The sequence below is a fragment of the Bradyrhizobium sp. Mp27 genome (genome assembly GCF_029953005.1).
GTDB lineage: Bacteria > Pseudomonadota > Alphaproteobacteria > Rhizobiales > Xanthobacteraceae > Bradyrhizobium > Bradyrhizobium barranii.
This window is the reverse complement of sequence record NZ_JASAUS010000090.1, coordinates 1-13,746: the sequence shown is the minus strand read 5'-3', so window position 1 is coordinate 13,746 and position 13,746 is coordinate 1. Positions and strand designations below refer to the sequence as shown.

The window sequence follows — 13,746 nt, the reverse complement described above, 5'->3', positions numbered from 1 at the left end:
TGCTACTGCAATTTGAAGGTCTGAGGCACGTCTACTTATGGTACGCCTCGCTGCGCAATCCTGCTTCCGTCGGCAATTCGGTCGCTCGGATGTACGACGACCTGATCCCCCTCAGTCAATCCAGACATCACCTCGGCGAACCGATTGTTGCGGTGACCAATCTGGACTGGCTTGGCCCGCGCACGGCCGTTCTCATCGGCAAAAACGGCCCATTGATCAGCCTGTCGGAATAGGGCGCTTACCGGCACAGCCACGACGCCCTGAGCGCTCCAAGTGGTCACGTGGACGACCACACGGTAGTCGTGTCCCAGTTGCGACCAAGCCTGCGGCGGGTCACTGAAGTCGATGGTCACACGTACCCGCTGTTCCTCGATGCCGAGCGCCGAGATCTTGAGGAAGCCGGCGGGATCCACACGCACCACCTTTCCCGTGATCGGCGCCCCGCCCCAGCCGTCGATCCAGACCGGCGCGCCGGCCTTGATCTGCACCGCGTCGGTCGAGAGCAGGTCGGCCACGACCTCCAGATCGAGAGGGTTGCCGATGTCGACAAGGGGCGCGCCGGGCAGGACCGTCGCCTCGCTGTCCTGGATGATCTTCAGGACACGTCCGCTCGCCGGCGCGAGCACCCGGACGCAGCAGGTCGGCTCCGCTGATGGATTCGTGCTGGCGGGATCGATGAGCCGGGCGGCCAGGCTGGTCCGCACCGCGCGACGCATCTCGACCTGGGCCTTGGCGCTCGCCAAATTGGCCTCGCTCGTCGCCACCTCGAATTTCGCCTTGTCGAAGGCCTGAGCCGAGGTCGACTGCGTCCGCAGCAGCGTCTGCGCCCGTTGGAATTCGGTCCGCGAGAAGTCCAGCGCGGCTTCGATCCGCCTCACCTCGGCCTCCTGCTGCTGGATGGCGGCATCCGCCGCGAGGACCTCCGCCTGAAGCTGGTCGCGCGAGCGCACGTCGATGAAGCCCGGCAGAGTCGGCTGCATCAGGGCGATGACGGTCTGGTTGGCCACGACCTCGTCGCCGACGTGGAGCGAAGGGCCCTGTTCGCCGAGCGGATGCGAAATCCTCAGCACTTTTCCGGCGATCGGCGCCGAGACGGTGTAGACGTGGCGGACGTGGGTCTTGCCGTCGTCGTCCGCCGTGACTTCGATGGGCCCCTTCGCGACGGTCGCAAGGTCAACCAGAACGGGCCGGGGCCAGGCGAACCAGGCCAGCCCTCCCGCTATCGCGGCCAGGGCCGCGGCGCCGATCATGCGTTTGGTCCACTTTGCCGGCATGGCTAGTCTCGCGTCTTGAGGACCGCGACGAGGTCCAGGTTGTCGATGCGCTGGCGGATGACCGCAGCGGAAGCGATGGCCGCCAGTACCACGACGGAGGTGGCGACCACGTAGGTCGAATGCTCGACGACGAGGCGGACGCGCATCAGTTCGCCGGCGAGGTTCGTCTTCATGACCCAAGCGAGCCCATAGCCCATCAGCCACCCGGGCGGCTGCGCGATCAGGGTCAGGATCGCGAGCTCGAGCAGCAGGATGCGCAGCACCTCGCCGCGCGTGAAGCCGAGCACGCGAAGGCTGGCCAATTCCCGCGCCCGTTCGGACAGCGAGATGCGGGCGTTGTTGTAGACGACGCCGAACGCGATCACGGCGGCGAGGCCGGTATAGATGCTTGCCATCGTGGTGACGAGGAGTGCGACGGTCTTGCGGAAGTTCGCCAGCGAGACGCGCTGCAGCGCCACGCCTCCGACCGTCGGCATGGACTTCACCGCCGCGTAGAAGTCCTCCTTGCGGTTCTCGTCGAGGCTGAGGTTCACGCTGTTCACGACGGGCGCCTCGCGCATCAACTTGCCGAGCGCCTTGATATCCATCATCCCCCTGATGCCGAAATAGTCCTCGACGGTCGCCACGATCGGCATGCTGACCGTGCGACGGGCGCCCTCCAGCAGGTCGACCTCGACCGTGTCCCCGGCCCCCACCCCGAGGATGTGCCCGAGCATGGCGGAGATGGCGAGGCCTGTCCCGGGGAGCGCGACTGGCCGAAGATCAGCATCGATGATGCGCCTCAGATCGGCGTCAGTGGGCCGGCCGCTGATGGTGATCCTGCGTTCGACGTTGCCATGGCGGATCCGGACAGGCACCTCACGAAACGGCTCGGCCGTCAGCACGCCCGGCAGCCGATTCACCTGCTGCACGACGTTCTCGATCCGCTTCTCGGCGAAACCGATGGTCGCGTCCTGCCGGTCGGCGAGGAAGTAGGTCACGTCGATCAGTTGCTCCATGGTGTCGCGCGTGAACAGCGAGACAACCAGGATCGCGGTCGCAAGCGCCATCCCAAGCGCCGTGAAGGCCGCCCGGACCGGATGGCGCGCGATGTTGCGGATCATCATCAGCGTCGGCTGCGACACGACCTGGTCGAGCTGGATGCTCGCCGGGAGCAGCCGTCGGTACACCGGAGGAGCCGGCGGTTGCATCGCGACGGCGGGCGGCAGCTTGACCACCTCGCGCAGCGCCCGCAGCGCGCCGATCGCGGCGGCGGCCGCGCTGAGCGCGCCGGCGGTGACGTACAGGTCCGGCGCCTTCGCGAACACCAGGAACGGGAAGTGGAAGAAGTCGCCGAACAGCGCCGTGACGCGCAAGCCCAGCCACGTGCCGGCGACGCCGCCCAGGATGACTCCGATCACGACGATCAGCGCCACGAACTTGAAGTAGTGCAGCACGATGGTCCTGTCGGCGTAGCCCAGCGCCTTCAGGAGCCCGATCTGCTCGCGCTCGAGCGCGACCAGCCGGGTCAGGGTGAGATTGACCAGGAAGGCGGCGACCAGAAGGAATATCGGCGGCAGCGTGCGGCTCATGTTGTTGAGCATGTCGAGCTCATGATCGAGCCAGGCGTGCGAGGTCTGGTCCTTCCGGCCATGGGCCGCCTGCCCGCCATAGGGGTCGAGCAGGGCGTCGAGGCGCGAGATCACCTCGCGCTCGGAGGCGCCCGGCTGCAGCTTGACCGACACCGCCGAGAAGGCACCGTCGAGATCGTAGACGCCGGCGAGCGCCTTCTCCGACATCCAGACGATCGCGTAGCGGCGATCATCCGGCATCAGGTCGCCCGGTCCGACCGTGTAGACGAACTCGGGTGACAGCGCGGTGCCGACGATGACGAGTTCGCGCTTTTTGCCGTTCAGGATGGCCGAGAACCGCGCCCCTTCCGAGAAGCCGTGAGCACGGGCGAACGGCTCGTTAACGACGACCTCCTCAGTCCGCCCCGGCTCCGGAGGCCGTCCGGAACGCACGTAGAGACGGTTGAGATGCGGCTCGCCGCTGTCGGGCAGCGAAACGAACTGCCCGCTGGCCGGCTCGGAGAAGCTTGGGATGTTGAGCAACGCCTGCTTGGCGATGCGCGTGTCGACGGCGGCGACGCCCGGAATCTCGCCTATCCTGTCGGCGAGCGCCTTGGGTGCCCGCTTCGCCTGGGCGAACACATCGCCGAAGCCGTAACGTTCGTAGTACGCGATCCGTGTCTCTTCCAAGGAGCGATGCGATCCGACGGCGAGCACCAGCGTCGCAACCCCGCCGCCGACGACCAGCGCGACGGCGAGGACCTGCGCCCAGAGCCGCCTGACGTCCCGAAACAGCTTGATGTCGAGCGCTCTCATGACATCACCAGACGAGTTCGGCCGCTTCCCGGCGGACCTCGTTCGTCCGGACGCGGACGATCCGGCCGTCGGCGAAGAACAGCACCCTGTCGGCGACATCCTGGATGCTGGCATTGTGCGTGATGATGACGGTGGTCGTGCCGAGCTGCCGGTTGACGCCAAGCAGCGCCTCGATGACGCGAATGCCGGTTTTCGAGTCGAGCGCGCCGGTCGGCTCGTCGCAGAGCAGCACCGCCGGGCGCTTCGCGATCGCGCGGGCGATGGCGACGCGCTGCTGCTCGCCGCCGGATAGCTGCGCGGGAAAGTGGTGCATTCGCTCTTCGAGTCCAACCAGCGCGAGCGCGTCGGGGGGCCGCATCGGGTTCTTGGCGACTTCGGTGACCAGCGCGACGTTCTCGTAGGCGGTAAGGCTCGGCACCAGATTGTAGAATTGGAAGACGAAGCCGACGTGGTCGCGGCGGTACTTCGTGAGCTCGCGGTCCCCGAGGTCCGTCAGGTCCAGGTCGCGGAAGAACAGCCTGCCGCTCGTCGGTCGGTCGAGACCGCCCATGATGTTGAGTAGCGTTGTCTTGCCGCTGCCGGACGGTCCGAGTAGCACGACCACTTCCTTCTCGGCGATTTCGAGATCGACTTCATTGAGAGCATGGACCGTCACCTCGCCGGAGACATAGGTCTTGGTTAGCTGCTTTGCCGTGAAAACGAGCTCGCTCATCGACGTCCTTTCGAGCCACGGCCGTTCGACGGCATCTCCAGCGAAAGTCAGCCGTGACGATAGCCGCCCGAAGAGCCCTGTCCGAACAGCCGGCTTGGATGGGGAATGAACGCAGGGACTTCGGCCGCATACCTCGCGTAGGCCTCGCCGAACTCGGTCAGGGCCTCGCGCTCCTCGTCACGCGCCAGCTTGACGTACATGATCGTCAGCACCGGGAACATCGCCAGCGTGAGAATCGTCGGCCACTGCAACAGGAAACCAAACATCACCAGAATGAAGCCGACGTACTGCGGGTGCCGGACGTAGCTGTAGGGGCCTGTGGTCGCAAGGCTGCGGGTCTGCTGCGCATCGTACAGCACCCTCCACGCGGCGGAGATCAGGACGAAGCCTGCGCCGATGAAGATGAAGCTCAGGATGTGAAACGGTCCGGCATGGGGATTGGTCTTCCAGCCGAACATCATCTCAAGCAGGTGGCCCGCGTCATGCGAGAACCAGTCGACGTTGGGATAGTGCGATTGAAGCCAGCCGGAAAGTAAGTAGATGGTGAGCGGGAAGCCGTACATTTCGACGAACAGCGCAACCAGAAAGGCGCTAAAAGCCCCGAACGAGCGCCAGTCGCGGGATGTCTGCGGCTTGAAGAAGCTGTACACGAAGAGGATGAACACCGCCGAATTGACGATGACGAGGCTCCACAGGCCGTAGGCAGGCGCCGTGTCGTGCATCACGCGCTCCTTGAATCGTTCAGCCGGCCCCCGCCGTCATGGTGCCCGTGTCCCCCGTGCATGAAGAAGTGCATCAGCGGACAGGCGATGAGCGGCAGCCAGACCAGGAGTCCGAGCACATGAGCCCTATGCTCGGTGAACAGAAGCGCGCCGGCGATGACCAGGAAACCTATCAGGACCAAGCCGCCTTTGGCTTTGGTAGACATGCCCTCCTGAGGGCGCTCTCGATATCCGGAATGGTTCTGCACCAACATCGGCACGCTCCTATGGCTGCTGGAAGCTTAGCGCTGCCGCCGCCATCATTGTTGAGGCAGATCAACCATGATGGGAGCCGTGATGGCCGTCATCATGCTCGGGCTTCATGTGGAGCATGTACAAGAAGTCGAGGACGAACGCGGCCATCGTGCTGGCGGCCGCCGTCGCGTTCGCCGGGTCGCTGTGCCTGGTGCGGAGCCAGGAGACGGTGGGTGACGTCTCCTACATGGAGGCCATGATTCCGCACCACTCGATCGCCGTCATGACGAGCGAACGGGCCCACATCAAGGATCCGAGGGTGCGCAAGCTCGCGGACGGAATCATCGAAGCCCAGGTCCGGGAGATCGGCGAGATGAAGCGACTGATCGCCGAACTCGAATCCAAGCCGACGCCTGATGGCGCCAAGGACCTACCTGCTCGGCCGGCGAAATGAGGAACGGCGAAGCCACCCTCGCCTTCGACCGAGGCTACTTCGGCGACTTGCCGGTCGGCATCCCCATGCCCGTCGTAGCGCCGCCCCGCATCGCCGACATCATCGGCATCATGCCCATGTGCGGCGCGAGCAGTTCGTCCGCGGTCTTTTTCTGCTCCTCGGAAAACGTTCCGGCCAGGTTGGAGAGCGCCGACTTTATCGCACGGGTGCCATCGAGGCGCGCCGCGAGCCATTTTTCCTGGAGCGACAGCTTCTCGACGAGGTCCGGTGATCCGGTGCCCTGTTGCGGCATCATCATCGAACCGCGCATCCCTCCGAGCGTCTTGGCATTGGTCCGCAAAGCGTCGGCGAACGCGTTCCAGGCGGAGGTCTGCGCTTCGGTGATCTTGAGCTCGGTCCGGAGAAAAGCGATCCGGCCCTCGACGCGATCGATGGTCTCCATGCCGCCCATTCCGTCGCCGCCGGACTGCCGCATCATGCCCATCATCCGCATCATGTCCGACATCGGCATGTTGGCGCCCATCATGTCCATCGTGCCGCCGCCCATCATTCCCGCACCCGGCATGCGCTGAGAGCCGGCCTTGTCGGGCGGAGCCGCCTTGGGCTCAAGCTGCTTCTGTTGCTCCTTCTGGTCGGGATGGTGACCTTGGTGCTCGGCGTCCGATTGGGCCCAGGCAGAATACCCGATGGCCGAGACGAGTAGCGCGGCGGCGAGGGTCAATGCGCGCATGGCAAGCTCCTGACGGTTGTGGCCAGGCGAGTTTGACTGGTTCCGGGGGCGGTCGGTTGACGCACGTCAATTTCGCAGTTTCGTCGGTGCCACGCATCCGTTGACTGAGCGGCCTTGTCCATCTCCGCGATGAGGCTGTCGACGGGCCGCCATGCTCTCGACGCGCCCCTCCGATCTCCGTTCGCCAAGACGGAGAGGAGCTTCGCCGGACGTCGGGCTGTCCAGGCCGCCGGGATGTTCAGGAAACTTACAGGCACCCTTCAGTAGCTTGGCCAATCACTGATCGGTTCAGTGCGACAACAGCACGGGGATTGGCGGCCTCGTGAGAATGCTGCGGGTCGCGCCTCCCAATATGAACTCTCGTAAGCGGCTATGACCATACGCCCCCATGACGAGCAGATCCGCCCTGCGGGAAGCTATCTGAGACGCGAGGACATCGCCGATGGCCCGTCCTGCGGCGTCGACCTCCTCGACGACCACATCGATGCCATGACGCGAGAGATTCTTCGCAAGTTCGGACGACGAGCGCCGGCTCGAAATCGCCTTCTCATTGGTCACCGTGAGAATAAACACCTCTCGCGCCTTCTCCAGGATCGGGATCGCATCGGAGACGGCACGTGCTGCCGCGCGGCTGAAATCCCACGCAACGATCACTCTATTAAGCTCGGCCTCCTTTGAGGCGGTGGCCTCCGGCAGCACCAGCGTCGGTCTTCCCGAACCGAAGATGATCGCTTCAGCGTACCATTGGTCGTAGGATTCCGGCACCGGCACGATGGTGAGATCACGCAGCCGAGCATAGTCTACCAGGAGGTCCGGGACCTCGGACGTCAGGCAACGCTCGAGAATGATCTCGTGCAGCAGCCCTGATTTCGTGGAGGCCGCTTCAAACGTCGCCAGCAGGTCCTGCGCATTTTTCCTGCTCTTGTGGGCCTCGCCGGCCACGATTGATCCGACATTGCCGACCCCTGACAGGAAAGTCCCGGGTATCTGCACATGGACTTCACAAGAGATCGCCGCGATGTGCGCGGCAAATGGTGATATCAGCGGTACGGCGCGGTCGATGACCGAAACCGGCGTCGGTTCGGGATAGCTGGTCAAGATGAGCAGAACGTCCCTGATGGCCATCGCGTGTCTCCGAAATTGCAATCTTGACACGATACCAACGCCGGGTCTGGGTCGATTGATCTAGGTCAGAACGTCTCCGGTCCGGCCCCTGCCATCAAATTTCTGATCGCCGGCCCACACCACCACCTCGGGTCCGCCGAGTTGACGCAAATCAACCGGCCGTACCTAGGATTGCCCGATAAGCTTCGGTCGTCAGTCGCTCCTCGTAAAATGGCTAAAAGTGGAAGCTGTGCCGGAATATCCGAACGCACCTCCGGCACGCCTACGGCGGCGTATTGGACTGCCCCTGCTCGTTCTCTACGGCACCGGAGCGACCGTAGGAGCCGGGATCTACGTCCTAATCGGCGCGGTCGCTGATCACGCGCAGATGTACTCGTCTTGCGGATTCGCATTGGCGGCCGCGCTCATGGCTCTCACGGCCGCCTCCTATGCCGAACTCGCCACTATCCCGTCAGTGCCGGAGAGGATGGTCATGTCCACGCCTCGCCGCATGCATCCTGATGATCGGTAACGCGCTCGTCTCGCGATAGCGCATTCGATGGAAAATTGAGGCAGACCCGATCAATGCTTTCAGGCCCAAAATCTCCCGATCGAGCACCGGCTTCGGTCCCTCTCGCGGTCGCCATCGTGCTAGGAGTTGTCATCTCTGCCGTCATGGCGGCGCCATTCCTGGGAGCGCTCGTCTGGTCGACGACGATCGCGGTCCTGTTCACACCATTCGACCGCACTGTGAGCAGCTGCGTCAAGTCTCGCAACCTTTCGGCATTGATCACGGTCATAGTAACCGCCTTTATCGTGGTCGTTCCTGCCATCCTGGTGGCAGGCACCTTGCTCAACGAGGCCGTCCGCAGTGGAGCGATTGTCGTGCCGATGTTCGACGTCGATGACTGGACGCGTCTCATGGACGAGCATCGCTGGCTTGCCCCAGCGCTGCAGTGGGTCCATGACAAGGTGGATTTTCCGGATCTGATGCGAACGGCGACTTCCGCGCTCGCGACGTGGAGCGGCTCCGTGCTCCGCGCGTCCTTTTCCGGAATGGCCAACTTTCTGCTCACCTTCTATTTTCTGTTTTATCTCTTGCGCGACCGCGAGGCGATTGCGGAGGCCGCGCGGCTCCATCTGCCGCTTTCGGAGCCGGAATTTGCGCTGATCGCCGGGCGCTTTGCCGATACCATCTTCGCAACCGTCTTCGGTACCGTCGCCGTCGCGGCGCTGCAGGGCGGTCTGGGAGGCCTGATGTTCTGGTGGCTGGGCCTGCCCGCTCCGGTGTTCTGGGGCGTATTGATGGCCCTTCTGGCTATCGTTCCGTTTCTCGGCGCCTTCGTCATCTGGGCACCGGCCGCCGTCTATCTCGCGTTGAGCGGCGCCTACACATCCGCAATCATTCTAGCGGTGTGGGGGACTTTCGTCGTCGGTTTCATCGACAACATCGTGTACCCGATCCTGGTCGGCAGCAGGCTTCGGATGGACACGATGCTGTCTTTCATCGCCGTCGTTGGCGGACTGGTGTTCATGGGGACACCGGGTGTGGTGCTCGGTCCATTGCTGCTTGCCCTCACCTTGACCCTGCTGCAAATCCGGCGCGACCGGGCGGCAACCGCGATGGGCGTCACGCCATAGCGGCGGGATACGCGGAACCCGGATCTCTGTTGATGGATCTCAACGAGATGGCGCACATAGCCAGTTAAGGTCCTACACATCTCGACGTCGCGTCCCCGAGACGATTGATATCCAGGCAGCGATCAGGTCCATGCGGTTGGCGAGGAGGAATTCCCAAAATGGCCTACTATTTCAGCAGAACCCTGCCCGCCAGCTTCGAAGTAGCGTCGCAGCGCGCAACAGAAGCGCTCAAGCAGGGGGGCTTCGGCATTATCACGGAAATCGACGTCAAACGAACGTTCAAGGAAAAGCTTGGAACCGAGTTTCGAAACTATCGTATCCTCGGAGCATGCAATCCGAAGCTCGCTTACGAGGCCCTGCAACTCGAGGACAAGGTCGGCACGATGCTGCCGTGCAATGTCGTGGTGCAGGAGATCGCTCAAGATCGCACCGAGATCGCGGCCATTGATCCCGTCGCGTCGATGCAGGCAATCGACAATCCGGAGCTCAAAGCATCAGCCCAGCATGTCCAGACGCTGCTACGGAAGGTCATCGACAGCTTGTAGGAAGCCCTCCCAAGCCGTTGGAGGGCTTGACCTACCTCAAGCGGAAAAAGCCGTCCCATGAACAGCTCCTCCATGTCCTCGTATCAGAGCGTTCCTTGAAATCGGTTTGAGCGACGTCGGCCTAGTCGGCGGCAAGACGGCTTCGCGGGGCGAACTCTACACCCCCCTCGTCTCACAAGGGATTGACTGCCGTCAACCAAAAGGCGCACCGAGTGGAAGATGAACTGCTTTCGAAATTGGAGCAGCGCCTAGGGCGGATCCACGCGCGGCAGCGGCTTGGAATCGAAACTGATCATGAAGCCCAGATCTTCGGCCAGGGCCTCAACTTCTTTCATATCGAGAACTGGTACTCCGTTCATTCGTTGATACGAAACGTTCTGAAGCTGTCCGGGCTCTATTGGCGCGGGCGCCAAAACGCCGCGCGCGTTACCGTGAAATACAATAATATCGAATGCGCAAATGTGCCGGCGTTGTTCGACGGCTTCACGATTCTTCACATCAGCGATACGCACGTAGATATGAGCCAGCGCGCCATGCGGCGCCTGGTCGAACTGATCTCAGGCCTGAGCTATGATTTATGCGTCCTGACCGGCGACTATCGTGGCAAGACTTTCGGAGCGTTCGACACTGCGCTGGAAGGCATGGCACGGGTGACTGCCAACCTCAAGCAACCCATTCTCGGGGTACTCGGCAATCACGACACCATCAGAATGCTGCCCGGTCTGGAGGCGATGGGCATACGCATGCTCCAGAACGAATGCACGACGATCTCACGCGGCGATCAGGAGATATTCGTCGCGGGGATCGACGATGCGCACTATTTCAGGGTCGACAACATCGAGAAGGTCGGATCGGAAATCCCCGACGGAGCATTCTCAATCCTGCTGTCCCACACGCCGGAGATCTACCGACAAGCGGCGCATGCCGGCTTTGATGTGCTATTGAGCGGACACACGCACGGAGGGCAGATCTGCCTTCCGGGTTCGATCCCCATCACGCTCGATTCGGTGCTGCCGCGTCGGTTGGGAGCCGGCGCCTGGCGCTATCACGACATGGTCGGCTACACCTCCGTGGGCGCAGGATCGAGCGTCGTGGCCGTCCGCTTCAACTGCCCGCCGGAAATTACGCTGCATCGATTGTGTCGACCCGCCTACCGCTTCAATAGGGCTGATCCCTGATGCGCAACACGTACAACACGCGGGAAATCGCGAGCTCGCCGACAAAGAACATCAGGACAACCACGAACATGTCAGCGTAGCTCAGCCCGAGGCTTTCCTGGCAAGCCAGAAGTGGAAACAGCGATTCCGGAACCTGGTCCAAGCCCAACGCCTGGCTGCTTGGCGGCATATTCATGCGCCGCTTCAAGAAGCTGGAAAACAAGTCTCCCACCATTGCGACGATGGCCACGAGAGCTCCCAACTCGTAACCGAGTCCAAGGAGGATCCCGCCGACCGCGGTCACGGCGATTGACGCAACGATGCCGCGAATGGTCTTCGAGGCCCCGAATACCGGTCGGCGGTCGAAGAGCAGAAGCCCTCCGTCCAGCGCGAGCGCGAAGCGAGAACCGAAGAGCTTCTTGGCCACGACCGGCGACCCGTTCGCGAGCGTCAGCAGAACAATCGAATAGAAAATTGGCATCGCGGCCATCGAGCATCTCGCGGGCAGCACCGAGATATGAGCAGGCAGACACGTCTGCGAATCGTAAGACGTCTCAATCTTTGGAGTGAGGCAACATCCGGATGAGGGTTCGGTCCTGAAATACCCAATGATGAATGAGCGCGGCGATCGCGTGAAACGCTGCGATGACCACCAGCGCATGCGCCAGAACTTCGTGCACTTCCTTCACATCGTGAGCAAAGGCCGCATCCTTGAGCCAAGGTGACGAAATGGCGGCAAGACCGAACAATGGCAATGCATCACCACGCGCGAACTGAAGCACAATCCCGGCGGCTGGCACTGCGACGAGCAACGCGTAAAGAGTATAGTGCGCGATCGCGGCGGCAGGATCGCCCCACTTCCCAAGCCAGACCCCAAATTCGGTCGCTTCCGATACAGGCGGTGGATTGACCGCTCGCCAGATCACGCGGGCCACAAGCAGGACGAGAATTGCGATCCCGGCCGCAACATGGATGCCAACGCCGATCTGACGGGGTTCGCCCTTCGGCAAAACATCGCCAAAAATGCCAAGCGCCCAAGCAAGAATGACAAGAATGACCGTCAACCAGTGCAGGGTCTGCGCAATAGCGCCGTAGTTCTTGTCTGAATTGAGTAGCTGCATATCAAAGCCTCCTAATCACAATAGACTAAACGCGGGCCAAATTGGTTGACGTGAATCAAGCAGGTCGAGCGCAGGCCGGTGTCCAATCTAACAATCGGCACACCCATAAACATGCCCGCCTGCCCAACTGACCACAAGCGGCGGCTTCTCAGCCTGAGAGGACGATACAAAACCCGGCAAACACACATGCTGCACGACGTGGGGCGACTGCCACTTGCTCTAGATCAAAACCCGTCCGGCCATATAGCCGCAGTCGTGATTGCGGACAGGCTCCCCTCTGCAGCAGGGTCATGCGACGTGTTCATCCTGAATCTTGCAGATTGCTCTGACAAAGGCTCCAAGGAGACCACAGATACCGCCCCGTCCTGGCAAAAATCGTGGCTTGCGGCTCGACGACTGTCGCGGGCTAGCGCTCTGGTTCGTCTTCATCCACCACATTGGTGCTGCGGGTGATGAAGTCGCTTGCGCAAGATGGCATGAGGATGATGGTCGTCACGCACGAGGTCGGCTTTACCCGCGAGGTCGCGGACACCGTATGGTTTCTGGACAAGGGCCGGATCATCGAGAGCGGGACACCACCCGAGGTCCTCGATAATTCCAGTCACGAGTGGTTACGTTCGTTTCCATCAGGCCGCGTTAGGGCGCTTCCAGCTCCCTCCTGCTCGTAGCAGATCTCGTACGTTCCTGATCAAGCGGGCGAGCCGTCGTATCGGCTACAGGTAGCTGGCGAATACCGACACCGCATTAACCATTCCGTCGCGGTAGCACTAGTATCTCGCCGCACGTACGAGCATATTTACGAAGCGGCTGCCGCCCGGTCTCGAACACCGAACGGCAGCCTAACCACAACCGATTGTAAGGAAATCGATCATGGCTAACCTGGACTATAGCGCCGATTCGGCGCCTCTGCCCTCTTCCTCTCTGGTGTTTCAGGCCCGGTCCAATTTGACCGACGTCGGCTGTGCGCCCACCGACAATCCGGTGGCCATGGCGACCGACCCGACCGCCCTCATCACCCAGCTGTTCAACGGCTAAGCCAGATCGCAAGGCCCTACGTCGTGTGACGCAGATGCGTCACATGGACTGATCGGTTTTCGTCCCACGCTCCGGCCGAGCTTGCAGATGTAGTGCATCTGCTCTCACCGCAGCTGAAGGCGCAAATCGAAGAGCCGATATGCCGAACACCTTTTACTGCGGATATCCGCGGTGCAGGAGCGACGGCTCAAAGGTCCGGTCCACTTCAACGACGTTGGTCCCGCGATCTCTCAACCCAGAGAGATATACAATGTCCTTCTTTTTCAACAACCACTCTGCGCAGCCCGCCTGCACCAGCAACGTCCACCGCCCGATGGGTGGCATCGCCGGCCTTCGGGAGGTCCACGACGACGTCGGCCGCCTCACCGTCTCGGTCTTCCCGTTCGCGATGGTGAAAGACATCTCGCTCACCCTCGCCGCTGTGCCGGCCTGCTACATCCTTGCGGATCATGCGACGGCCTATATCGGCGAGACCGGCAATGCCGGCCGCAGGTGTCAATCGGCGTTTGACTGGGACCCCCTATCGGCCTCCAAAAGGGCCCCCTTTGATCGGCGTGCTCTGCTGGTAGCGCTCGGGTCGTCGGAGCTGGTCGGGGTTGCGGAGACGGCGCGAGCGCGGGTTGTTTGAACATCGTCGCGGCTTTTGAATCG

The 13,746-nt window shown here is 62.4% G+C and carries 13 protein-coding genes and 3 pseudogenes; 6 read left to right on the top strand and 10 right to left on the bottom strand.

Annotated features, from left to right (window positions below):
- Window positions 1-35 precede the first annotated feature (35 nt).
- The 5 genes from QJT78_RS33110 to QJT78_RS33090 are packed head-to-tail and all read right to left on the bottom strand — an operon-like array spanning window position 36 to window position 5,328.
- A complete protein-coding gene (locus QJT78_RS33110; protein ID WP_028151332.1) occupies window positions 36-1,274 on the bottom strand; it encodes an HlyD family efflux transporter periplasmic adaptor subunit in 1,239 nt (412 codons plus the stop codon).
- Between the two features lie 2 nt (window positions 1,275-1,276).
- The gene (locus QJT78_RS33105) at window positions 1,277-3,640 is read right to left on the bottom strand and encodes an FtsX-like permease family protein (protein ID WP_038944205.1); all 2,364 of its coding nucleotides are present in this window, start codon (window positions 3,638-3,640) and stop codon (window positions 1,277-1,279) included.
- Window positions 3,641-3,644: 4 nt separating this feature from the next.
- The gene (locus tag QJT78_RS33100) at window positions 3,645-4,352 is read right to left on the bottom strand and encodes an ABC transporter ATP-binding protein (RefSeq protein WP_028151334.1); all 708 of its coding nucleotides are present in this window, start codon (window positions 4,350-4,352) and stop codon (window positions 3,645-3,647) included.
- A 47-nt stretch (window positions 4,353-4,399) separates the two neighbouring features.
- Complete coding sequence (locus QJT78_RS33095) at window positions 4,400-5,074, bottom strand: isoprenylcysteine carboxylmethyltransferase family protein (RefSeq protein WP_038944206.1); 675 nt, start codon at window positions 5,072-5,074, stop codon at window positions 4,400-4,402.
- Window positions 5,074-5,328, bottom strand: a complete 255-nt coding sequence (locus QJT78_RS33090) for a DUF2933 domain-containing protein (protein WP_038944207.1) — start codon at window positions 5,326-5,328, stop codon at window positions 5,074-5,076. The genes QJT78_RS33095 and QJT78_RS33090 overlap by 1 nt, the downstream gene beginning before the upstream one ends.
- Before the next feature lie 61 nt (window positions 5,329-5,389).
- Here QJT78_RS33090 and QJT78_RS33085 point away from each other — a divergent pair.
- Window positions 5,390-5,762 (top strand): annotated as a pseudogene (locus tag QJT78_RS33085) (DUF305 domain-containing protein); the annotation flags it as partial.
- Window positions 5,763-5,796: 34 nt separating this feature from the next.
- On the opposite strand, the gene QJT78_RS33080 reads toward QJT78_RS33085, so the two are convergent.
- Together QJT78_RS33080 and QJT78_RS33075 are read right to left on the bottom strand one after the other, a co-directional pair.
- Window positions 5,797-6,492, bottom strand: coding sequence for a Spy/CpxP family protein refolding chaperone (locus QJT78_RS33080; protein ID WP_049807817.1), 696 nt, complete (start codon window positions 6,490-6,492; stop codon window positions 5,797-5,799).
- A gap of 288 nt (window positions 6,493-6,780) precedes the next feature.
- Entirely contained in the window at window positions 6,781-7,617 is an 837-nt protein-coding gene (locus tag QJT78_RS33075; RefSeq protein ID WP_038944209.1) for a universal stress protein, read from the bottom strand.
- Window positions 7,618-8,181: 564 nt separating this feature from the next.
- Between QJT78_RS33075 and QJT78_RS33070 the strand changes: the two genes are divergently transcribed.
- From QJT78_RS33070 to QJT78_RS33060, 3 genes are all read left to right on the top strand, one after another.
- A complete protein-coding gene (locus QJT78_RS33070; protein ID WP_063629868.1) occupies window positions 8,182-9,237 on the top strand; it encodes an AI-2E family transporter in 1,056 nt (351 codons plus the stop codon).
- Between the two features lie 158 nt (window positions 9,238-9,395).
- Complete coding sequence (locus tag QJT78_RS33065) at window positions 9,396-9,782, top strand: DUF302 domain-containing protein (RefSeq protein ID WP_028151338.1); 387 nt, start codon at window positions 9,396-9,398, stop codon at window positions 9,780-9,782.
- Between the two features lie 212 nt (window positions 9,783-9,994).
- Window positions 9,995-10,960, top strand: coding sequence for a metallophosphoesterase (locus QJT78_RS33060; protein ID WP_028151339.1), 966 nt, complete (start codon window positions 9,995-9,997; stop codon window positions 10,958-10,960).
- Here QJT78_RS33060 and QJT78_RS33055 read toward each other — a convergent pair.
- Window positions 10,941-11,429, bottom strand: coding sequence for a CDP-archaeol synthase (locus QJT78_RS33055; protein ID WP_038944212.1), 489 nt, complete (start codon window positions 11,427-11,429; stop codon window positions 10,941-10,943). The two genes, QJT78_RS33060 and QJT78_RS33055, sit on opposite strands and share 20 nt — an antisense overlap.
- 64 nt (window positions 11,430-11,493) lie before the next feature.
- The gene (locus tag QJT78_RS33050; RefSeq protein WP_028151341.1) at window positions 11,494-12,060 is read right to left on the bottom strand and encodes a cytochrome b; all 567 of its coding nucleotides are present in this window, start codon (window positions 12,058-12,060) and stop codon (window positions 11,494-11,496) included.
- A 440-nt stretch (window positions 12,061-12,500) separates the two neighbouring features.
- On the opposite strand from QJT78_RS33050, the pseudogene QJT78_RS33045 reads away from it, so the two are divergent.
- A pseudogene (locus QJT78_RS33045) lies at window positions 12,501-12,728 on the top strand (hypothetical protein); the annotation flags it as partial.
- Window positions 12,729-12,930: 202 nt separating this feature from the next.
- Window positions 12,931-13,095, top strand: coding sequence for a hypothetical protein (locus tag QJT78_RS33040; RefSeq protein WP_155257918.1), 165 nt, complete (start codon window positions 12,931-12,933; stop codon window positions 13,093-13,095).
- Between the two features lie 495 nt (window positions 13,096-13,590).
- On the opposite strand, the pseudogene QJT78_RS53235 reads toward QJT78_RS33040, so the two are convergent.
- Window positions 13,591-13,746: pseudogene (locus QJT78_RS53235) on the bottom strand (IS21-like element helper ATPase IstB); the annotation flags it as partial.